The sequence below is a fragment of the Flavobacterium aquicola genome, from assembly GCF_003385115.1.
GTDB lineage: Bacteria > Bacteroidota > Bacteroidia > Flavobacteriales > Flavobacteriaceae > Flavobacterium > Flavobacterium aquicola.
Genome location: NZ_QUNI01000001.1, coordinates 156,541 through 178,490 on the forward strand (window position 1 = coordinate 156,541; position 21,950 = coordinate 178,490).

The window sequence follows — 21,950 nt, forward strand, 5'->3', positions numbered from 1 at the left end:
AAAAATCATTCTATTTTAGAAAAAAATATCTAAATTAAGTATTACAATTAAGTATTTATACGTATGTTTGCGTAGTAATACTTAATTAAAGAGGATATGATTAATGTAATAGTAGTCGGAAACGGCATGGTAGGTTATAAATTTTGCGAGAAGTTCGTTTCGAAATCTGGGCAGGAAAATTATCAAATTACAGTATTTGGGGAAGAACCAAGACGGGCTTATGACAGAGTTCATTTAAGTGAATATTTTGCGGGAAAGACAGCTGATGACTTATCTATGTCTACAGCAAATTGGTACGAAGAAAATAATATTATATTAAACACTTCGGAGTTAATTACAGATATCAATAGAGAGCAAAAAACGATACATACTCACTTAGGAAAAACATATGAGTATGATTACTTAGTTCTAGCGACAGGTTCTGCTGCTTTTGTACCGCCAATTGACGGGGTAGAAAAAGAAGGCGTTTTTGTCTATAGAACAATTGAGGATTTAGATGCTATTATGGCTTACGCCAAAAAAATAAAAGCGAATGGTTCTACTGAAGCTGCCGTTCTTGGTGGCGGTTTGTTAGGATTGGAAGCTGCTAAAGCAGTACGTGACTTAGGACTTAACCCACATGTAGTGGAATTTGCTCCAAGACTGATGCCAAGACAATTAGATCAAGGTGCCAGTGACATGCTTCAATCCAAAATAGAAGAACTGAATATCGGAATCCATCTAAATAAAGCAACACAATATATAGATGGCGAAGAAAGTATAAAGGGAATGATGTTTGCCAATGATGAATTGTTAAAAGTAGACATGTTGGTTATATCTGCTGGGATAAAACCTCGTGACGAACTAGGAAGAGTTTCTGGACTTGAGGTAGGTGTTAGAGGCGGAATCGTAGTAAACAATCAAATGCAAACATCAGATCCTAATATTTATGCGATTGGCGAGGTTGCCTTATACAATCAAATGATTTATGGCCTTGTAGCACCTGGCTACGAAATGGCCGATGTTGTAGCCGAACAAATCCTTAAGGGGGATAAAACGATGAGAGAATCCATCGATATGTCAACTCAATTAAAACTTATTGGAGTTGAAGTTGCGAGCTTTGGTGATCCTTTTATTGAAAATGAAGATGTTACTGCAATTGTTTACGAAAACAAATTCAGTGGTATTTACAAAAGAATCAATGTTACCAAAGACGGAAAAAAATTATTGGGCGGAATTCTTGTAGGTGATTCATCTGATTACAATGGATTGTTCCAAATTTATGCCAATGCAATGGCTTTACCTGCAAACCCTGAAGATTTGATTTTAGGTTCCCGCGGTGGCGAAGGTTCAACACTGGGAAGCGCATCTGACCTGCCTGATACAGCCGTTATATGCTCTTGCGAAAACGTAACCAAAGGTGCTATCTGCTGTTCAATTCTTGACGGAACTGCAAATACATTTGGCGATGTAGTAAAATTAACCAAAGCCACTTCAGGCTGCGGAGGCTGTAAACCAATGGTAGCCGACTTAGTAAAAGCAGCTCAAAAATCTATTGGTAAAGAAGTAAAAGAAAGCATCTGCGAACACTTTAATTATACCAGACAAGAATTATTTGATCTTGTAAAAATCAATAAATACACTAATTATTACGAAGTAATCGACCATCACGGAAATGGTGACGGCTGTGAAGTCTGTAAACCAGTTGTCGCTTCAATTTTCTCAAGCATCTATAATGATACTGCAAATAAGCACGTAACCACACAAGATACAAACGATAGATATTTAGCTAATATTCAAAGAAACGGAACTTATTCTGTTGTACCAAGAATAGCTGGTGGTGAAATTACTCCTGAAAAACTGATTGTAATCGGGGAAGTTGCTAAACAATTTGATTTATATACTAAAATAACCGGAGCACAGCGTGTTGATTTATTTGGTGCGCAATTAGATGACCTGCCAAAGATCTGGAAAGTACTAATTGACAATGGTTTTGAAAGCGGACACGCTTACGGAAAATCATTAAGAGCTGTAAAAAGCTGTGTTGGTAATACTTGGTGCCGTTACGGAATGGATGACAGTACAACTTTTGCCATCGAATTAGAAAACCGTTATAGAGGTATTCGTTCTCCGCATAAATTAAAAGGTGGTGTTTCTGCCTGTATCAGAGAATGTGCAGAAGCCAGAGGAAAAGATTTTGGAGTGATTGCTGTAGAAGGCGGCTGGAATCTTTACATCTGCGGTAATGGTGGAGCAAACCCAAAACATGCGGTTTTATTAGCTGAACAAATAGACAAAGCTACTGTTTTCAAATATATGGATCGTTTCTTAATGTATTACATCCGTACTGCCGGACCATTGGTTAGAACATCTACTTGGTTAGAAAAACTCGAAGGCGGTTTAGATTATCTTAAAGAAGTAATCATTCATGACCGTATCGGAATCTGCGAAGCATTGGAAGCTGAAATGGAGAAACTTGTAGGAACTTTTGAATGCGAATGGAAACAAGTACTTGAAAAACCAAGATTAATGAAACGTTTCAGCCATTTTGTAAACACAGATGAAAAAGATGATAACATTGAATATGTATCATTGAGAGATCAAAAAATGCCGAGACCTTGGTAAAAACCCGCCACCTCTGCAGCTTGCAGAGGTACTAAAGAACTAATAAAAAAATTAAAAATAACTTTTCCGCTCTCGGCTCTGCTAATCCTCATGGTGGGGCCGGGAACAGAAAAAATAAAACGAAATGTCATGGAAGATCTATTAACTCAATACGAAACCGTAAATCTAAGTGCTGTAAAAGTTTGGTTTAAAGCCGGAAATATTAAAGATTTCCCTAGTAATAGAGGCGGCTGCATCAAATACAAAACAAAACAAATCGCAATTTTTAACTTCGAAAGAAGAAACGAATGGTACGCTTGTCAAAATGTATGCCCTCACAAAATGGAAATGGTTTTATCAAGAGGAATGACAGGTTCTGCAGATGGAGTTCCAAAAATTGCCTGTCCAATGCACAAAAAGACTTTTTCATTAGTAGATGGATCTAACCTAAATGGTGACGACTTTTCAATAGCTACTTATCCTGTAAAAATTGAAGGAGATGAAGTATTCGTTGGCTTTTTAGAATAATGTATGTATCTTTGAATATATACACTATTTTAAATGAAAACCATACCCTTCTTAAATGCCAGCGCATGGATTGATGCCGAAAACGAAGCCGATCCAAACAGCGAAATATACCAAGAGATAACCTATCCAAAAGAATTATTATATTCGGATAGAATGTACGAAAGGCTAATGACCTTTGAGCCTAATGCTTCAGAAGCTGTACAGATAGCTGCCAAAGCACAGCATATCTGCCGTTGGAAAGTAGCTAGAGAATCCTATCCTATGGACCGCGTGGGTTATTTAAAATGGAGAGAAGATCTAAAAAAATTCCACGCAAAAACCACTGCTGAAATCTTAAAAAAAGCAGGATATGAAGATACATTTATAGACCGTGTTTCTTTTCTGATTGAAAAAAAATTACTTAAAAAAGACGAAGAAACACAGCTTTTGGAAGATGTAATCTGTCTGGTCTTTTTAGAATTTTATTTAGACCCATTCGTTCACAAACATGATGAAGAAAAATTAAAAAATATTATTCTGAAAACTTGGAATAAAATGTCCGAAAAAGGGCATCAGGAAGCATTAAAAATTGATTACACACCGGAAAATCTTCAATTAATAAAAGACGCTTTGGGATTATAATTAACTACTATTTTTAATCCCCATCCTGAAAAATCAGTTATAATTGGTGATACTTTTCTTCTATGAAAAAAAAATCCAAAGTATCTTTTGATAAAATATCTTTCAAAAAATTAAGGCGAATGTACATCTTCGCCTTAATTACTATTGCCATAACTGTAATTTTAAGCCAGCTCCTTATACAATACAATCTTTACAGCCAGCTTAGCGATTCCCGAATCATAAACATATCAGGAAAGCAAAGAATGCTCAGCCAAAAATTGACAAAAGAAATTTTAGTCCTCAATTTCGCAACTGATTCTTTACAAAAAACAACACAGATCGACAAGATTTCTAAAACCATTTTGCTTTGGAAATCAAACCATAACGCTTTAGTAAACGGCAGCGATCGTTTGGGATTTCCAAAAGAAAAGAACCCGATCCTTACCCGATATTTTAAAAACATAAAACCTAATTTTGATACTATTATTAAGGTTACCAATACGTTTTTGGCTAATAAAAAACAAAATATAAACGAGCCAGAAAACATAAAACTGATACAAACGCTGCTCGCCAATGAAAAGGTTTTCCTTTCGGAAATGAATCAGATTGTCAGCGAATATGACAGTGAAGCATTAGAAAAAGTAACGCTGCAGCGCAAAACTGAATACATTATTCTTGCTTTCACTTTATTTGTTTTGCTGCTGGAATTTGTATTCATTTTCAAACCTACAACCAAAAAAATCGAAGCCCTTATTTCTAACCTTTTATCTTCAGAAAAAAAGGCATTAAAATTAGCACAAAACAGTGAAATTATTAGTGAAGCCAAAGAAAACTCGGTCAAAGAATTAAAATCACTTAATTACGCAATGGAGAATACCCTTCTCTACTGCCGAATTGCAACCGACGGAACCATTATTCACATTGGCGAAAAATTTTCAAAACTGCTTCAGTATAATCCTTTTCAGACAGGGACTAAATTTGGAGAAGTCCTGTCCCCAATCGAGAATGAACAGCTTTTTATCGATCGCATCGTACTCCAAAACAACCGTCGGGGCTGGCAAGGCGAATTAAACATAACTACCCGAGCTGAACAGTCCCTTTGGCTGGATTTATCAATGATTCCGGTTACGATAAAAAAAGACGAATCAGAACTGTTGATAATCTGTTTTGATATTACCGAACGTAAAAAAGCCGTTCAGGAAGTAGAACGTTTGAACACAGCCAATATTGAAAACAAATTCAACCAGCAAAAAATAATTTCGAGCAAAATTGTCGAAAATCAAGAAAATGAACAAAACAGAATCGCCAGAGAAATTCATGATGGAATAGGCCAGATGCTGACTGGATTAAAATTCAGTCTTGAAAGCATAAATCTGGACGATAAAGAAAAAGCAGCTGTCAAAATAGAATATCTAAAGAAATTATCGCTAGATATCATAAAAGGTGTTCGTACGGCTACTTTCAATTTAATGCCTCCTGAACTGAGTGATCACGGGATAAATTCAGCACTTTCAAAACTCACTCAGGAACTTTCCAAACTCACAGGAAAGAACATTTTATTCTACAATAAAACCGATTTCAACTCTCGACTGGACTCTTTGATCGAAATAAATATTTATCGATTAACGCAGGAAGCCATAAACAACGCTATCAAATATGCAGATTCTACTCATATTATCGTGCAGCTTTCACACAGCGCTACCCTTTTGAGCATCATAGTCGATGATAACGGAAAAGGATTTGATATTAATGCCGTAGAGAAAAAAAGAAACAGCGAATCTGGAATGGGCATGCTCTTCATGAAAGAACGCATTCAATACATAAACGGCCGCGTTTTCTTTAACTCAATCCCAAATGAAGGAACCAGAATTACCTTTAACGTTCCTATTTAAATAATTACTGTTGATGCTGTCATCCTTTAATTCTACTACTTTTGGCATTCTAAAAACTTGATCATCCTTTAAAATGAAATTCAAAAATCAATTGTTTTCAATTATAAAAGAACAGCCTGAACATATTGAAATATTAAAAACTGTACGCGATTTAGAACTAAATGATTGCTGGATTGGTGCAGGTTTCATAAGAAACGCTGTTTGGAATTCACTGCACGGAATAAAAAACACTGAAATTGATTATGATATAGATGTTGTATTTTATTATCCCGAAAATATCAATAAAAGTTACGAAGAAAGATTAGAAAAAGAACTCTTATCTAAAATACCTCACGTAAACTGGTCTGCCAAAAATCAAGCCCGTATGCATATAAAAAACGGGCACAAAAATTATAAAGATGTATTTGAAGCCATTTCCCATTGGCCCGAAACAGCGACTTCAATCGCAATAAAAATAGATAAATTTGACAATCTTGACCTGATTGCTCCTTATGGTTTAGAAGATTTATTCAGCTTAATTATCAAGCCGACACCTCAATTTGATGCCAGCATAGTGGAACAAAGAATCGTAGAAAAGAATTGGCTTACCAAATGGCAAAAACTTAAGTATCAAAAAAACGGCAGTTAATCTGACAAAGCAAAATTACACAAGTAGTATAATCGATTAATATACAATAAACTATTTGACAACATATAACTTATCTTTGTATTTAATAAATATAACTCAAAAGAGTATTTAAATTTAAACTCTTTTATAGACCATTATAAGAAAGAAGTATGACTAAAATAGCTTTAATTACAGGCGCAACTTCAGGAATTGGAAAAGCCACAGCAATCAAATTAGCCGAAAACGGATATGATTTAATCATCTGCGGACGCCGTGCCGAAAAACTCGAAGAATTAAAAAGCACATTAGCAGAAAATATAAAAACGTACAGTTTAATCTTTGATGTCCGAGACAGAAAAGAAGTAGAACTACAGCTTAATTCATTGCCAAATGACTGGAAAAATATCGACGTTCTTGTAAACAGTGCCGGTAATGCCCACGGACTTTCTACTATCGACAATGGCGATATCGAAGACTGGGACGCTATGATTGACGGAAACGTAAAAGGATTGTTATATGTTTCAAAAGCCGTAATTCCGCAAATGGTGGAAAGAAAAAAAGGGCATATCATTAATTTAAGTTCAGTTGCCGGTAAGCAAACCTATGCCAACGGAGCAGTTTATTGTGCTTCCAAAAAAGCAGTAGAAGCAATCAGCGAAGGAATGCGCCTAGACTTGACCCAGCATGGAATTAAAATTACAAATATAGCTCCCGGTGCAGTTGCTACAGAATTTTCGGAAGTCAGATTTAAAGGAGATACCGAAAGAGCCCAAAAAGTCTATGAAGGCTACGACCCTTTATTAGCCGAAGACATTGCTCATTTTATTGCTTATGCAGTTAATGCTCCAGATCGTGTAACGATTGCCGATGTGACTATTTATGCTAAGTCTCAGTCGGCTCCGACTATGATTTATAAAAAGTAAATCAGCACACAAAACTTCCTTCTCGAAGCCCCGAAACAATTGCTATCACCTTTAACCTTCACTTATTAAAGTATGCAAAACATATTCGATCCTAAAAAAATAAATATTTGGGAAATATTTGCAAATGAACATTCTGGTAAATTTATTGAAGGTGAATCTTGGCATTCAGACAGAGCTGAAATCAACTATTCCGAATTTAAAATTATATTCGACAACTATACTTTATGGTCAGGAAAATATAGCCAAGAATTTACTAGAGTTGTAGTTCCATTTATTTCCCGTAATAATTTCACATTTGAAATCTATCGCAATGATATACTCAGTTCAATTGAAAAAATATTTGGAGCTCAAGACATAAAAATTGATATAAAAGAATTTGATGATTTATTTATAATAAAATCAAATAATGAATTAAAAGTTAAAAGCCTCCTTCAAAACAAAAAAATCAGAGAACTAATACAAAAACAAATCGAAGGCAATCTTGAAATTTCTCAGCATAATAGTATCTGGAAACCTATGCTCCCTAAAAACGAATACCAACTTTTATACTATCAAGAAGGAAAAATTGCGGATATTGAAAAACTTAAATCATTACTTAATCTTTTTATTGAATTGATTTTTGAGCTTCAAAAGCAGAAATTAATATTTCCGAAAACCAATAATTAAATTTAACTTTTTACAAACAACTGTAATAAACAAACCATATTTAATAGTTTAAACAACAATAATCAAAATGTAAAAAACACAATAATTCCGAATAATTATATAACGTTCTGTTTCATTTTTTAAATCATTTTTACATAAAACAAAAACATTATGAAAAAATTGATTTTACTCTTCGGAATCATTACACTGTCATTCTTATCCTGTAAAAATGGGGACGAAAATAAAACCGACGTAACAACTGCTGTCAAAAAAATGCCCATTCGGAAAAAGCCAAAAAGTATTTCTTACACTTTAGAAAATCCTAAAGAATGGCTTACAAAAAACAAAAACGAAGAGAATCTGGAAATTGCCTTAGCCGTAAATAGAACAGATAAAGAAAATTTCATCAAAATGGATTCTGTAATTATTCCGACAGATCTTAACGGAGATATTGTATTTTATATGCCTTTTCCGTTGCAGGTACTTTCGTTGGAAGAAATAGATAAAATAATTTTATTTTCTTACCCAACTCAAACTTTTGCTGTTTATGAAAATGGAATTTTAATGCGTACCGGTCCAACCAATATGGGCAAAAAAAAGGATCCAACTCCAACAGGGTTATTCTTTACTAATTGGAAAGCCGAAGAAACAACCAGCACATTCAATGATGAATGGGAATTAAAATGGAATTTCAATGTCGAAAACAAAAAAGGAATTGGATTCCATCAATACGAGTTACCTGGTTATCCAGCATCGCATTCTTGCATGAGATTACAGGAAAAAGATGCTAAATATTTATACGAATGGGCAGATCAATGGGTTTTGGCCGACGATGAAAATGTAAAATTCAAAGGAACGCCGGTAATTGTTTTTGGAAGTTATAATTTTGATGCTCCAAAACCTTGGTTACAGCTCGTAGAAAATCCTAAAGCGTTAGTCATTTCCGAAAGTGAAATTAAAGAAGTCATTACGCCTTATTTGAATACTATCTTAACGGAACAGGCAAAAAGAAAAAAAGCATAATGCAAATCGATTGAAAACACTGTCGTTTAGAATTAAACTTATAATTCTGAACGGCATTTTTTCTGATTCTGAATAATACTCCTTTCTGAACTTGCATTTTATTTCCTATATTCGTCTGCAAATAAACTGCATTAAAAACTCACAAAACTTCAGTAAAAATTGAAAAAAAGAATATTATTATTCATCACATTTTTCGTTTATCAACATCTATTTTCACAAAACACTTACGTCTTTTTCGGTTCATTTAACAGAGACAAAACTACCGACGGAATTTATGTTTATCAATTGGATACCATTAAAGGAAAATTATCAAAAATTACAACCGTAAAAGATATTGTAAGCCCATCTTATCTGACTTTGTCGCCAAACGGAAAGTTTGTTTTTGCCTGTACCGAAAGTAAAACTCCAAACGGAGGAAAAGTGAGCAGTTTTGAGTTTAAACCCGAAGAGAAAACACTGACTTTTATAAACAGTCAAAGCAGCGGCGGGGAAAATCCTGTATATATAACGGTTCATAAAAACGAAAAATGGCTGGTTAACGGTAATTACACCGAAGGAAGCGTCTCGGTTTATCCAATTGCCGATAACGGAATGATAAATCCAGTTGCTCAGAACTTTCAATATCCCGAGGGAAGTATCGACCCCGAAAGACAAAAGCGTTCGCACATTCATTCCACCGTTTTTTCACCCAGCTGTGATTATCTCTTTTTACCTGATTTAGGCGCAGACAAAATCAGATGCTATAAATTTGAAGAAGATAAAAAAGAGCCTTTAGTAACTGCTGAAAAACCATTTACCCAAATCACTTTAGGAGGCGGACCACGGCATTTTACCTTTCATCCGAATGGTAAATTTGCTTATTGCATTGAAGAAATTGCAGGTCATATAGATGCATATCGCTATGAAAACGGAAAATTAGACAGTATCCAAAGAATAGCGGCACATCCAGAAGATTACAAAGGAAATTTTGAAAGTTCCGATATTCATATTTCACCGGACGGCCAATTTTTATACGCCTCCAATCGTGGTGAGAAAAACAATATCGCCATATTTTCGATCGAAAATGACGGAAAACTAAAAGCGATTGGATACCAATCTACTTTAGGAAATCATCCCAGAGTATTTGCTATTGATGAAACTGGAAAATTTCTGATTGTAACGAATGCCGTAAGCGGAAATGTTTTTGTTTTTAAACGAAATGCAAAGACAGGATTACTTAAAAAAGTAGGCAAGGAACTGAAAATAAAAAGTGTTTCCTGTGTCCAAATTAGAAAATATTAGCAGAAAATGAACAAAAATATTTGCCTTCAGATTTTAATTTGTCTACTGCTGACAAGCTGTTTCACTAATAAAAAAACTTTGGTTGTTACAACCGAAAACAAAACATTTGAAGTTGTATTGGATAGTACAGACTTGTTTGATACATCCAGAAACAGGAAAGTTCCAGTGGTGATTTATAAACCAAAATCGGATCATCAAATTGAGAAACAAAAAGTTGTAATTTTTAGTCATGGATATTATCAAAACAAAGGAAATTCAAATACAAAATATTCCTATTTAACAAATTTTCTCGCTTCAAAAGGATATTTCGTTGCCAGTATACAGCACGAATTACCAACGGACAGTTTAATTCCTAAAACTGGAATTCCGCAGATTGTCAGAATGCCATTTTGGAAAAGAGGAGCAGATAATATATTGTTTGTTATAAATGAGCTGAAAAAATCGAATCCAAATTTAGATTTCAAACACATAACACTAATTGGACACTCAAATGGAGCAGATATGACAGCATTATTTTCTCAAAAATATCCAAAGACAGCTGACAAAATCATCACCTTGGATAATCGAAGAATGGCATTACCAAGAACAAATCATCCCAAAGTTTATTCACTGCGTTCAAGTGATCTGCCAGCAGATGAAGGAGTATTACCCACTGAAGACGAAAAGAAAAAATTTGGAATAAAAATCATTAGACTGCCAAATACTATTCACAATAATATGGACGACCATGCAACCAACGAACAGAGAAAAGAAATTAATGACTACATTTTTACATTCCTGAATGAGTAAATTAATTTTAATACAATAAACAAAAAAGCAACTCCAAAATAGAGTTGCTTTTTAATAATTTATATCTCGGAATTCTATCTTAGCTGAGTAGTATCAACTCTTGACGGTGTATCTTTCCCGCTGATAATAGAAGAAGAACTTAATGCTATAGATTTAATAATTTCGGTCATGTTATTAATATCTAATGTTTCAAATTCATCATCGGCTGTGTGATAATTAGGCTCATTATCCATTTTTGATGTCGAAATAGTATGCGCAGGCACTCCCAGTTTAGCCAAAGTAGCATTATCTGAACGATAAAACAACTGCTGTTCAGGGTATGGATCCGGATAAAACTTAAAAGTCGTTTTTTCCAAATTTTTCTGCAGTATTTTTCCAAAATCAGATTTTTCAAAACCTGTTATATAAGCTGAATTTTTTCCCCATTTGGATTCCGTACCAATCATTTCTAAATTGAACATCGCGACTACTTTATCGGCAGAAAGCTGTTTTGAAAAATATTTAGCACCAAAACCTCCCAATTCTTCAGCTGTAAAAGTTGTAAAAATGATAGTGCGTTCGTTGTTGTTCAGTTTTTTGAAATAATTAGCCAGCATAATCACTGCTGTACTTCCCGCTGCATCATCATTGGCACCATTGTAAATAGAATCATTAGCAGGATGCGGCGTACCTTCTTCCGGCGAACCCACTCCAAGGTGATCATAATGTCCGGAAAAGACAACATATTCATTTGGCCTGCTTTTTCCAGACAGTACTCCAACCACATTATTCAGGTTCTTTTTCGAAATGGTATTAGACAATTCAACTGAAAAAGCAGCAGCATCTGTTACTCCAAAAACAAACAAAACAGTATTGGTTCCAGGTTCTGAAGTGATTCTGTCAATATGCTGAAGATTTGGCAGCACATTATTAAAAGAAGCATCAACTAATACCAGATAACTCTTAGAACTCTTGTAATATTCATTGAATTTCTTTCCTAGATTATCACCTTTGTTGATTTTAACAACGGTAATATCGCTTTTCTCTGTCAAAGAAACTTGAGGCTGATAAGAGAATGCAACGACTTGATTGTTGTCAATTTCTTTTCCGTCGATAATTATTTTAGAAGAAACAGCTTTGGAGGCTGTCATTGAAAATTCCTGTCTAAAGTTGGCTGCTCCCATAAAAGGTTGCAGTCCCGCTTTTTTGAATTCCAATTCTATAAAAGCTGATGCTTTATCAATTCCGGGAGTAAAAGTTCTTCTCCCCTGCATATCATCTGCAGATAAGACTTTTTCAATACGGGAAACTTCTTTGGAAGTAATAACCTTATCAATAGATTGCCCATGTACACTGAAACACAGACCTAAAACAAAAATACTTACAATACTTTTTTTCATATTTTACTTTTATAAATAAGAGCTTAACTAAACCAAAAGTATGTCATTTATTTATAAAATAATACTGTAAAGATGAATTTTTAAATAGAAAAAACACTAAAAAATTACAATCCTTAAGAATCCTTCAAAAAAAACACCAAAGCTACGCTCCGATGAAAGGAGGAAGCAAAGCAACGATATCGTTGTTCTTTAAGATCTGATTCGAAAATTTATCAATTATTTTTTGATTAACTGCTACGCTGAAAGGAAACTGAGCGAGTTCATATTTTCTTTCCAGCTCAAACAATAATCTGCTTAACGGCAGATCTGAAAAATCAATTTTTTCACCGCGTCGTCTTGTCCGGGCTACGAGAGCACCAAAATATTTTATCTTAATCATATCACTTCATCTAGATTTTGCAAAATAAATTCTTCTTCCAAAAATGAATCAAAACATAGCTCCTCTTCCATATAAGAAGTCAATTTTGAAGCATTTTTAACCACTTCACCAATAACGATAATCGCCGGAGAAGCAATTTGGTTCTCTTCAACTAATTTTGTTATCGTGCTTATAGTTCCAATTACTTTCTTTTGAGTGGTTTTGGTACCATTTTGTATAATGGCAATAGGCAGATCATCGTTTCTATTGTTTTGGTACAAAGCAACAATCTCATCCAGTTTATTCATTCCCATCAAAATAACAACTGTAGCCGAAGACTGTGAAGCCAAACTAACATCTTTGGATAATTTATGTTCCGAAGTAGTTCCTGTTATTACCCAAAAACTTTCGGCAACTTTTCTTTGTGTCAAACTGATTCCGTTTGAAGCAGGTACTCCCATTGCTGATGAAATTCCAGGAACAATTGCTGTTTCGATTCCAAATTGACTGGCAAAATCTATTTCTTCGCTTCCTCTTCCAAAAACAAAAGGATCTCCGCCTTTTAAACGAACTACATGTCCTTTACTTTTAGCCATAGAAACGATTAAATCATTAATCTGATCTTGGCTGTAAGCGTGGCATCCAAAACGTTTTCCAACAAATATAATTTCTGCCTGTTTGGCATACTGTAATAACTCTTCATTAACCAAAGCATCATATAAAACAACATCAGCATTCTCTAACGCTTTAACTGCTTTCAAAGTAATCAATTCTAAATCACCAGGCCCTGCTCCTACTATCGTCAATTTTGGTTTATTTGCTGTTGTCATAATTCAAAATATTAAGGTTACTTTTATTTTAACTAAGTATTAATACTTATACAAATATAAGTATTTTTTCTAATGACAGTTTGTAAAATTCAAATTAATGAAAAAATTAACTCTTTTGGAAGAAATCAATTATAAGTAGTACATAATCAATCGTTTTCGTTAATAAAAATTATTGAAAAGTAAAAAGCAATTTTTTTAATTCTGAAAAGACAATGGATCTTTTTCTTCTTTTATACTAAAAAACAGCACATTATGACCTAGGATAAATTATAACCAAGTCAATGATTCTACAATTATTTATTCTTTTGAGATAGTAAACAAAAAACCTGATGCATTTGTAAAAACACATCAGGCCTTTAATGAATTGAAATTTGTTTTGTGGTATTTTGTAAAAAAGATAAGCAGAATTTAGTTTTTTAAACCAATTTTAAAACCATTAATATACTCAACGGGTTTTCTTCCGTCGTAAAACATATCATCAATGAATTCATTAGTTGCTGGTTTAAAACCATCCGTTACAGGAATATCTGATTCGGTAATAAAACCTTCTTCTAATAATAATTTTGCAGCTCTAAACCAGATATCCGGCTTGTAAACTTCTTGAATTTTACTGATGTACCATTCATTAGTTTTTGATTCGGTTATTTGTCCCCAGCGTTTCATTTGGGTCATAAACCAAATTCCATCTGAATAATAGGGATAGGTAGCATTGTATCTAAAGAAAACATTAAAATCGGGTACTAAACGCACATCGCCTTTTTCAAATTCAAAAGTGCCTAACATCGAATTGTCAATTACCCGCTTGCTCCCGTCTACATATGCCGATTTGGATAAAATACGGGTAGCTTCTTTTCGGTTTTCTGGATTATCCAGCCATTTCCCAGCTTTTATTAATGCTTTTGTAATAGCAGTTGCTGTATTTGGATATTTAGAAACAAATTCTTTAGTCATTACAAACACTTTTTCGGGATGATTCTTCCAGATTTCTTTACTGGTCACTATTGGAACTCCAATGCTTTCTTCAACTGCCTGCTGATTCCATGGTTCACCTACACAATAACCGTTGATGGTTCCTGCTTTTAATGTTCCCGGCATCTGCGGAGGCGCAGTAATGTTTAATTGAACATCTGCACCAGCATTACCCATGCTTCCCTGAATAGTACTATTACTGTAAAATCCTGGATTTATTCCGCCTGCTGCCAACCAATAGCGCAATTGATAATTATGGGTTGAATAAGCTCCTACAATCCCGAATGTAAAAGGCTTATTCGCATGCTTATAAAAATTTAAAACAGGTTTCAAAGCATAAGAAGGTATGGGATGTACCGGTTTTCCATATTCTTGAGGAATACTGTCTTTCATTTTCGCCCAAGCTTCATTTGAAACTGTAATTGCATTTCCATTCAAATCCATAGAATACGAAGTAACAAGCTGTGCTTGACGGCCACATCCTACTGCGGCTGCTATAGGCTGTCCGGCAAGCATTTGAGCACCATCAAGCTGATTGTCTATTACTTTATCTAAAATTTCTCTCCAATTAGCTTGTGCTTCTAAGTTTACAATAAGTCCTTCCTCTTCAAAATATCCCATGAATTTTGCTATAGCTAACGGAGCCATATCGGTAAGTTTTATAAAACCAATGGTGAGATTGGCTTTTTCTACAGGCAGTTTTTTTGTTTTTGGGGGATTTATTTCATCCGTGCGCCTTCCACAATATACCGTTTTCTTTTTTAAAATTGGATTCTTTGTTTCTGGGCTTCTAAAACCGGTAACAGTAAATACTATTACTAAAAGTGTAATTAAGTTTGAGGCTAGTTTTCTCATAGTCTTTGGTTTTGGCAGTTAATACTTAAGTCAGTTGGTTATTTTGCAATAGCTATTAGAATGCTGACAAGATTTGTTTTGTAATGCTATGCGATTGGATTTGAGTTGAAAATTTAAAATATCTGAATAATGGACATAATTGTTCTGGACCACACTTTTCGAGGCCGTTATTTTGAAAATATAAATTTGGACTGGAATAAAAACTGTTCTCCATTAAAGAGTTTTAGAGAGCAGTTATACACAAGTAATTAAAAGGTATTATTTCTTTTATCCTTTTCTTTAGATAAGATTGGCTGTCTTTCATTAATAATTTTAGTCATTATAACATGCATCCAAATTAAGTATGATGCTGCAAATAAAGTACTTAAGAATGAAATTCGGTGCGATAATGAAAGGGAATTTGTTACTATCATAATACTTATAATTTTTACACAAAAATAAGTAGTATGTAAAATACAAAAGCTGCTTAAACGCAGCTTTTGAAAAATAATTAAGTATTTATACGTATTTTTTTTGTTACGCACTTGTTTTTACTAAAAAAGGATTGTCCTATTCTACAAAAGAGCGTATTCTGCAGCTTTATTTGACAGCTCCATCAGATTTTTTACTTTTAATTTTTTCATCAGGTTGAAACGATGTACTTCGGCAGTTCTTTTACTTATGTCTAAGGCTTCAGCTATCTCTTTATTTCCTTTTCCGCTAAGTAAAAGTTTGAGGATTTCTTTTTCTCTTTTAGTGATTACCTGTTCTTCTCCTAATGTTTGTTTAGGTTCAGTATTGATAGAAGAATGTGTAAGCTGTCCAATTAAGATAGAGGATATATCTCCGCTAAAGTATTTTCCGCCATTGGAAACTGTATGCACTGCTTTCAAGAATTCCTCTTTGCTTGATCCTTTAAGTAAGTATCCGTCAGCTCCAGCTTGAATAGACTTTAATACGTATTCCTCAGATTCGTGCATAGAAAGCATAATAATTTTTACAAAATTATTTTTGCCTCTCAATTGCTCCACTACTTCTATACCTGTCAAGTTTGGCATCCTTATATCAAGAATCAACAAATCAGGTTTAAGTTCCTCTATTGCTGTTATTGCTTCAACACCATCTGTAGCTTCACCAATAACAGTAATATTAGCTTCGTTTTCTAATAATGATTTTATACCGTCTCTCACAAAAACGTGGTCGTCCGCGAGAACTACTTGAATTTTATCACTCATACTATACTTATTGTTCAATTCTATTTCTTACGTAGATTCATCTAATTTGTTCGCTAAGGTACGTATTTTTTGAAAATAAATTCTAAAATTGAATTTTCAAGAAATAAAATTACTTAATGAGGTATTTTATTAATCTTAAATTTCCAAACAACACCTCTATAAACTATCGAATTTTGCTTTTGATTAAGCAGCAAGACAGCCAAAAGAAAAGGAGCTAATTCACAATGAATTGGCTCCTTCTCCTGCTGACTAGTCCTTATAATTTTTTAATTAAATCTTAGCTTTTTCCAAAGGAATAAAACTGCTTTTTGGTGCTTCACATAAAGAACAGCAGTAATTCTCTGGAAGATCTTTGAAAAGCGTCTCTTTTTCGATGCCTTGAATAACATCTCCATATTCTGAATTATAGACAGTCAAGCATTCTTGACATTGATGGATATCTAATGTTTTGGTCTCTTTTTTAGCTTTTGCATTTTGGAATTCCAGCACGCTGGTTCCTAGTTCTTCAAAGTATTTTTTACTTAACTCGATAAGAATATTGGGTAATTCCAGTTTATCGACATCTTGTGCGTGAACAATGTATTCGCGCGTATTCGGGTCAAAACTTTTGGCATGCAAAACGTTGAAAGTATCTCTTATTTTAATCGATTCGAGATCTTTTGGCGGATCATTTTTTTCAATTACTATTGAGGTGAAATAATGCCCATCACGGTTATAATCAGACAATCCGAAGGTAAGACCATACGTACTGATGTCGAACTGGTCAAGCGTGCGCACTAGGAAAGTTTTTAAATTCAGTGCCCATTCCATTGCCACAGGCAAATGCCAGTTAAGCTCAAGAAGTGAGTGGCGTACATTGATTCCTTTTTTTCCTAAAAACTTTTCCCAGTCTAGTTTTCGCTCTTTTGGAATTCCTTTTACAATAAAAGATTTCCAAGGAGTGATACATATTTTACCAATTTTGCAGTCAAAACATAAATCACACATTTCTTTCAGAAACTGCAGATCATACAGGTTGTTGCGCCAGTAAAGTCCAAGCCAGTATTGATCGATTCCGAGCCTGTTCATCCCTTCGTAATACGGAAAAGGATAAAACGAAATGTTTAACGGCTGGTCGATGGTTCTGTTATTGGTATCCAATTCACTAACAAGCTGAAAAATCATGTCAATTGTATCGGGTTCTTCCTGAAGTATTTTTTCTATTTCGTAGTAAATTTTTCCAATATCCCAACTGTAAATCAATACAGGAAAAAGTTCCATTTTGTCCCATTTTGGTAAGCGGACATACAAAAACCAATAGTCTTCGTGATGTGAGGCTATAAAGTTGATGTGCCCAGTAAACAACGGAACGATTTGCTGCTTGGGATCGGTTATATTGACTTTTAACTTTGGGTTTTCCTTAAATTGTTCAAGTATATAAAGGAATTTATTTCCCGTAAGCCAAGGTGTATTGCTTAAAATATCGGTTGCTACATAAGAAGAAACAATATTGTTGCCGCTCTTTTCATTTGGATATACAAAATGATGTTTTCCAATTTTTTCGGCAATATTACCTTGAAATCCTTTTGGAAATATAATATCTTGTCTCGAACCAAAAGAGATGGCATCAAGTCCCTGTTCTAGTCCCATATTTACAATCTCACGTAATTCTCCTGGAGAAATTACACCGCCTTTTACAATGAGTCTCGTTAATTCCATTTTTTTAGTTTTTAGTTATAGTTTCTTTACTAGTTGAGACGCACTGCAGTGCGTCTTTACAATAGTCCACTATCATTCTCTTTTCAAAAGCTACAAATCAGAAATCTGTAAATTTTATTTTCTAAAATCTGAAATCTGCTGCCTATTTACATTTAGCCAATATTTCTTTAACTTCGGTTTTACAGCTGCCACAGCCCAATCCCGCACCAGTGGTTTTGCATAATTCTGTAAAATTGGTTACACCGCTTTTGATGGTTTCTTCAATATTACCATGTCCAACCTGACTGCAGGAACAAACTAATTTTCCTATCACAGGTTTAGCTTCTGATCCGCTTCCTCTTAATAAAGTATTTCGCTTGTCGGCCAATTCGATTTTGCTTTCAATCATTGTTTTGAATTCGGCAAATTCGTTTTTATCTCCCATCAGGATAGCACCTACAAGTAAATCATTCTTAACGATACATTTTTTATAATAACGTTTTCCTAAATCGGCGAAAACAATTTCTTCGTAAGAATCATCATTTTCCGGCACTTCAATTTCACCTATAGAACACAGATTGATGTCTTCTAGTTTCAGGATATTCATCAATACTGATCCTTTGTAAAAACTGCTGATATCGCCTCCAATAAAGTTCGCTAAAATGTCAGCTTGTTCTTCTGCAGCTGAGGTGATTCCGAATAATTGATTATTGAATTCGGCAATTTCACCTATCGCAAACACATCAGGATTGGAGGTTTGTAAATACTGATTTACTTTTACACCGCGTCCGCAGGCTAATCCTGTTTCTTTGGCCAATTCAATATTCGGAATTGTTCCAATCGTATAAACAATAGCATTTGCGGTTAGGATTCGCCCGCTTTTTAGAGCGATTTCTATTTCGTTCGCATTTTCGGTTTCAAATACAGTGCTTACCTCATTATCAAAATAAATCTGAATATCCCTTAACTGTACTTCTTCAGCCAATAGTTTACTGGAAATACGGTCCAACTGGCGCTCCATCAATCTGGAAGCTCTTTGTATAATTGTAATTTTAACTTTTTTATGTTTAAGCGCCGCAGCTAGCTCAAGACCCAACAAACCGCCACCTACAATTACAACATGCTGTTCTTCGGCTGGAAGTCTGGTTCCGTCTAAGTAATCTTTTAATCGGTCGGCATCATTTTTCTTTCTTATGGTAAAACGGCCTGGCAGATGAAGCTGAGCATTTTCAGGAATGAAAGGACGGCTTCCCGTTGCCATAATCAAGGTATCAAACTGATGTTTTATACCTTGACTGTCTGTTATAATTTTATCGGTTGCATTTACATTTTCAATAGCAACGCCCGATTTCATTGTGATGTTCAATTGTCCTAAGGCATCATCTTTTATTTTCAAAAGACTTTCCCAAGACAATTCTGCAGTAACATATTCCGGTAATAAAACACGGTTATAAAATGGATTTTCCTCGTTTGAGAAAACAATAATTTCATCGGTATTATTAATTTCACGATAATTCTGAATAAAACGGAAAGCAGCAGCTCCGGCACCAATTACAGCAATTTTCTGGAAAGGCTTAACGTATTTTTTCACAGAAACAACTGTGTATTTAAAATCAGGTTCTTTAGAAATTGGATCAACAAGCGTATTGGTCAGATTGTTAGTTCTGTTCAAATCATTATCCAACTGTTTTCCCCAGTGCATCGGCAAAAACAGAACACCTTCTTTTATAGTATCGGTCACTTTGGCTTTAACCCGAACTTCACCATTTTTGCTGGAAACCACAACGATATCGCCGTTTTTTATTTTTGACTTATAGGCATCAATAGGATTTATTTCAAGTACAGGACTTGGAGTATGTGTCATTAATCGCGACACTTTTCCAGTTTTGGTCATAGTGTGCCATTGATCACGAATTCGGCCTGTAGTTAATATAAATGGATATTGCTGTGAAGGTTCTTCTGATGTATTTTTGATGCTAGCCGGAATATTGAAAATGGCTTTTTTTGTAGGTGTAAAGAATTTTTTATCCGAAAATAAACGCGGTGTTCCCGAATGTCCATAATCTGGAACTGGCCACTGAAAAGTTCCTTCGTTTTTCAGCCTTGAATAATTCAAATACGAAACATCAATATTAGTGCCTTTTGTCATCAGACAGTATTCTTTGTAAACAGCTTCGGTATTTTCAAAATTGAAACCTGAAAATTTCATTTTTTTGGCAAAATTCAATAAGATTTCAACATCAGATAACGCTTCTCCTGGAGGGTTAATACCTTTTGGCAGATATGATATACGGCGCTCAGAGTTGGTCATCGTGCCTTCTTTTTCAAGCCAGCCTGCTGCAGGCAATAATAAATCGGCAAATTTTGCCGTATCTGCACTGTGAGAAATATCCTGAACGACAACAAATTTGGCATTAGCCAATGCTTTTTCAACTCTACGGGAATCAGGCAAACTTACCATCGGATTGGTGCAGATAATCCAAACCGCTTTCATTTTTCCAGATTCTAAAGCATCAAACATTTCGGTTGCTGTCAGTCCAGGTTTTTCTGAAATAGATTCTACTCCCCAAAAATCAGCAACTTCTTTGCGATGCTCTGGATTGCTTAATTCTTTATGAACTGCCAATAAGTTAGCCATTCCTCCGACTTCACGGCCTCCCATTGCATTGGGCTGTCCTGTTAATGAGAATGGTCCTGATCCGGGTTTTCCTATTTGACCAGTAACCAGCGAAAGATTTAATAAAGCGGTATTTTTATCGACACCAATAACACTTTGATTAAGTCCCATAGCCCACATAGAAATAAATCCTTTGGCCCTGCCAATCATTTCTGCTGCTAAGTGGATTTCATTTACTGAAACCCCGCATACTTTAGATGCGTTTTCATATGAACTGCTGGATACAAGATCTTTATATAACTGATAATTTTCAGTATGGTTTTTCACAAAATCAGAATCAACATATCCTTTTTCGATTAATCGTTTTCCAATAGCGTGATACAAAACAATATCTGTTCCAGGAAGAATCTGCAAATGTAAATCAGCAGTAAGCGCTGAATCCGTTTTTCTAGGATCGACAACAATTATTTTTACTTTAGGATTTTTCTCTTTGTGCTGTTCCAGTCTTCTAAAAAGAATTGGATGGCAAAAAGCTGGATTCGCACCCGTTATCATAAAAGTATCAGCCAGTTCAATATCAGCATAAGCGATTGGAACTGAGTCTTCGCCAAATGTTTTTTTGTATCCAGCCACTGCCGAACTCATACAAAGTCTGGAATTAGTGTCTATATTATTAGTTTTTAGAAAACCTTTTACTAATTTGTTAACCAGATAATATTCTTCGGTTAAGCATTGACCTGAGATGTAAAAACCAACACTGTCCGGTCCGTACTTTTTTATGATAGAAGAAAAAACAGCTGCCGCACGGTCAAGAGCGGCATCCCAGCTTACTCTTTCTTTTGGATGTGATTTACTCCATCTCATTTCGGGATACAAAATCCTGTCCGAAGTGTCATTGACAACATAATGCAGATTCATCCCTTTGGAACAAAGCATTCCTCTGTTTACGGGATGATCTTTATCGCCTGTAACCGTCACTCCATTTTTAGAATCATTTTTTACAATAATTCCGCATCCTACTCCACAATAGGAACACGTAGTTTTGATTTCTGTATTTTGCATTTATGTATCTCTTTATTTATAAAGTATTCAGCTAAGAACCATTTGTAACACTGTACGTTGACAAAAATAAGTAATAATTACGTATTAATACGTATAAAACTAGTTTTATTTTACTGTT

18 protein-coding genes are annotated in these 21,950 nt (G+C 34.6%); 11 read left to right on the plus strand and 7 right to left on the minus strand.

What is annotated here, in order from left to right; all coding sequences use genetic code 11:
• The first annotated feature begins 96 nt into the window (after window positions 1–96).
• From nirB to C8P67_RS00640, 10 genes are all read left to right on the plus strand, one after another.
• Window positions 97–2,604 carry a nitrite reductase large subunit NirB gene (nirB, locus tag C8P67_RS00595; RefSeq protein WP_115809305.1) on the plus strand — a complete coding sequence of 836 codons (2,508 nt, stop codon included), beginning with the start codon at window positions 97–99 and terminating at the stop codon, window positions 2,602–2,604.
• A gap of 129 nt (window positions 2,605–2,733) precedes the next feature.
• Complete coding sequence (gene nirD, locus C8P67_RS00600; RefSeq protein WP_115810078.1) at window positions 2,734–3,111, plus strand: nitrite reductase small subunit NirD; 378 nt, start codon at window positions 2,734–2,736, stop codon at window positions 3,109–3,111.
• Between the two features lie 33 nt (window positions 3,112–3,144).
• On the plus strand, window positions 3,145–3,732 hold the full coding sequence (locus C8P67_RS00605; protein WP_115809307.1) for a DUF4202 domain-containing protein: 588 nt from the start codon (window positions 3,145–3,147) through the stop codon (window positions 3,730–3,732).
• A gap of 119 nt (window positions 3,733–3,851) precedes the next feature.
• A complete protein-coding gene (locus C8P67_RS00610; protein ID WP_245980351.1) occupies window positions 3,852–5,603 on the plus strand; it encodes a sensor histidine kinase in 1,752 nt (583 codons plus the stop codon).
• Between the two features lie 73 nt (window positions 5,604–5,676).
• Window positions 5,677–6,231 carry a nucleotidyltransferase family protein gene (locus tag C8P67_RS00615; RefSeq protein WP_115809311.1) on the plus strand — a complete coding sequence of 185 codons (555 nt, stop codon included), beginning with the start codon at window positions 5,677–5,679 and terminating at the stop codon, window positions 6,229–6,231.
• Between the two features lie 149 nt (window positions 6,232–6,380).
• On the plus strand, window positions 6,381–7,133 hold the full coding sequence (locus C8P67_RS00620) for an SDR family NAD(P)-dependent oxidoreductase (protein ID WP_115809313.1): 753 nt from the start codon (window positions 6,381–6,383) through the stop codon (window positions 7,131–7,133).
• Between the two features lie 72 nt (window positions 7,134–7,205).
• Window positions 7,206–7,799: a hypothetical protein gene (locus C8P67_RS00625; RefSeq protein WP_115809315.1), complete on the plus strand. Its 594-nt coding sequence runs from the start codon at window positions 7,206–7,208 to the stop codon at window positions 7,797–7,799.
• A 150-nt stretch (window positions 7,800–7,949) separates the two neighbouring features.
• Window positions 7,950–8,801 carry a L,D-transpeptidase gene (locus C8P67_RS00630; RefSeq protein ID WP_115809317.1) on the plus strand — a complete coding sequence of 284 codons (852 nt, stop codon included), beginning with the start codon at window positions 7,950–7,952 and terminating at the stop codon, window positions 8,799–8,801.
• 159 nt (window positions 8,802–8,960) lie between these two features.
• A complete protein-coding gene (locus C8P67_RS00635) occupies window positions 8,961–10,082 on the plus strand; it encodes a lactonase family protein (RefSeq protein WP_115809319.1) in 1,122 nt (373 codons plus the stop codon).
• 6 nt (window positions 10,083–10,088) lie between these two features.
• Window positions 10,089–10,871, plus strand: a complete 783-nt coding sequence (locus tag C8P67_RS00640) for an alpha/beta hydrolase family protein (protein WP_115809321.1) — start codon at window positions 10,089–10,091, stop codon at window positions 10,869–10,871.
• Window positions 10,872–10,945: 74 nt separating this feature from the next.
• Here the strand turns inward: C8P67_RS00640 and C8P67_RS00645 are convergent, their stop codons facing one another.
• From C8P67_RS00645 to C8P67_RS00660, 4 genes are all read right to left on the minus strand, one after another.
• Window positions 10,946–12,250, minus strand: coding sequence for a M28 family metallopeptidase (locus tag C8P67_RS00645; protein ID WP_115809323.1), 1,305 nt, complete (start codon window positions 12,248–12,250; stop codon window positions 10,946–10,948).
• A 142-nt stretch (window positions 12,251–12,392) separates the two neighbouring features.
• Window positions 12,393–12,629, minus strand: a complete 237-nt coding sequence (locus C8P67_RS00650) for a MoaD/ThiS family protein (RefSeq protein ID WP_115809325.1) — start codon at window positions 12,627–12,629, stop codon at window positions 12,393–12,395.
• Window positions 12,626–13,438 carry a uroporphyrinogen-III C-methyltransferase gene (gene cobA / locus C8P67_RS00655; RefSeq protein ID WP_115809327.1) on the minus strand — a complete coding sequence of 271 codons (813 nt, stop codon included), beginning with the start codon at window positions 13,436–13,438 and terminating at the stop codon, window positions 12,626–12,628. Before cobA ends, C8P67_RS00650 begins: the two co-directional genes overlap by 4 nt.
• Before the next feature lie 408 nt (window positions 13,439–13,846).
• On the minus strand, window positions 13,847–15,262 hold the full coding sequence (locus C8P67_RS00660; protein ID WP_115809329.1) for a CmpA/NrtA family ABC transporter substrate-binding protein: 1,416 nt from the start codon (window positions 15,260–15,262) through the stop codon (window positions 13,847–13,849).
• Between the two features lie 129 nt (window positions 15,263–15,391).
• Between C8P67_RS00660 and C8P67_RS22400 the strand changes: the two genes are divergently transcribed.
• On the plus strand, window positions 15,392–15,514 hold the full coding sequence (locus tag C8P67_RS22400) for a hypothetical protein (protein WP_262511443.1): 123 nt from the start codon (window positions 15,392–15,394) through the stop codon (window positions 15,512–15,514).
• A 302-nt stretch (window positions 15,515–15,816) separates the two neighbouring features.
• On the opposite strand, the gene C8P67_RS00665 is transcribed toward C8P67_RS22400, so the two are convergent.
• The 3 genes from C8P67_RS00665 to C8P67_RS00675 form a co-directional block, all read right to left on the minus strand.
• On the minus strand, window positions 15,817–16,476 hold the full coding sequence (locus C8P67_RS00665) for a response regulator transcription factor (RefSeq protein ID WP_115809331.1): 660 nt from the start codon (window positions 16,474–16,476) through the stop codon (window positions 15,817–15,819).
• Window positions 16,477–16,746: 270 nt separating this feature from the next.
• Window positions 16,747–18,174, minus strand: coding sequence for a rubredoxin (locus tag C8P67_RS00670; RefSeq protein ID WP_115809333.1), 1,428 nt, complete (start codon window positions 18,172–18,174; stop codon window positions 16,747–16,749).
• A 142-nt stretch (window positions 18,175–18,316) separates the two neighbouring features.
• Complete coding sequence (locus C8P67_RS00675) at window positions 18,317–21,832, minus strand: nitrate reductase (RefSeq protein ID WP_115809335.1); 3,516 nt, start codon at window positions 21,830–21,832, stop codon at window positions 18,317–18,319.
• Window positions 21,833–21,950 lie beyond the last annotated feature (118 nt).

What these genes read in the sequence shown, in the direction of transcription:
- C8P67_RS22400 (WP_262511443.1), top strand. Translation starts at nt 15,392, where the DNA reads ATGGACATAATTGTTCTGGACCACACTTTTCGAGGCCGTTATTTTGAA.
- cobA (WP_115809327.1), bottom strand. Translation starts at nt 13,438, where the DNA reads ATGACAACAGCAAATAAACCAAAATTGACGATAGTAGGAGCAGGGCCT.
- C8P67_RS00630 (WP_115809317.1), top strand. Translation starts at nt 7,950, where the DNA reads ATGAAAAAATTGATTTTACTCTTCGGAATCATTACACTGTCATTCTTA.
- C8P67_RS00625 (WP_115809315.1), top strand. Translation starts at nt 7,206, where the DNA reads ATGCAAAACATATTCGATCCTAAAAAAATAAATATTTGGGAAATATTT.
- nirB (WP_115809305.1), top strand. Translation starts at nt 97, where the DNA reads ATGATTAATGTAATAGTAGTCGGAAACGGCATGGTAGGTTATAAATTT.
- C8P67_RS00670 (WP_115809333.1), bottom strand. Translation starts at nt 18,174, where the DNA reads ATGGAATTAACGAGACTCATTGTAAAAGGCGGTGTAATTTCTCCAGGA.
- C8P67_RS00660 (WP_115809329.1), bottom strand. Translation starts at nt 15,262, where the DNA reads ATGAGAAAACTAGCCTCAAACTTAATTACACTTTTAGTAATAGTATTT.
- C8P67_RS00620 (WP_115809313.1), top strand. Translation starts at nt 6,381, where the DNA reads ATGACTAAAATAGCTTTAATTACAGGCGCAACTTCAGGAATTGGAAAA.
- C8P67_RS00650 (WP_115809325.1), bottom strand. Translation starts at nt 12,629, where the DNA reads ATGATTAAGATAAAATATTTTGGTGCTCTCGTAGCCCGGACAAGACGA.
- C8P67_RS00665 (WP_115809331.1), bottom strand. Translation starts at nt 16,476, where the DNA reads ATGAGTGATAAAATTCAAGTAGTTCTCGCGGACGACCACGTTTTTGTG.
- nirD (WP_115810078.1), top strand. Translation starts at nt 2,734, where the DNA reads ATGGAAGATCTATTAACTCAATACGAAACCGTAAATCTAAGTGCTGTA.
- C8P67_RS00615 (WP_115809311.1), top strand. Translation starts at nt 5,677, where the DNA reads ATGAAATTCAAAAATCAATTGTTTTCAATTATAAAAGAACAGCCTGAA.
- C8P67_RS00605 (WP_115809307.1), top strand. Translation starts at nt 3,145, where the DNA reads ATGAAAACCATACCCTTCTTAAATGCCAGCGCATGGATTGATGCCGAA.
- C8P67_RS00675 (WP_115809335.1), bottom strand. Translation starts at nt 21,832, where the DNA reads ATGCAAAATACAGAAATCAAAACTACGTGTTCCTATTGTGGAGTAGGA.
- C8P67_RS00640 (WP_115809321.1), top strand. Translation starts at nt 10,089, where the DNA reads ATGAACAAAAATATTTGCCTTCAGATTTTAATTTGTCTACTGCTGACA.
- C8P67_RS00645 (WP_115809323.1), bottom strand. Translation starts at nt 12,250, where the DNA reads ATGAAAAAAAGTATTGTAAGTATTTTTGTTTTAGGTCTGTGTTTCAGT.
- C8P67_RS00610 (WP_245980351.1), top strand. Translation starts at nt 3,852, where the DNA reads ATGTACATCTTCGCCTTAATTACTATTGCCATAACTGTAATTTTAAGC.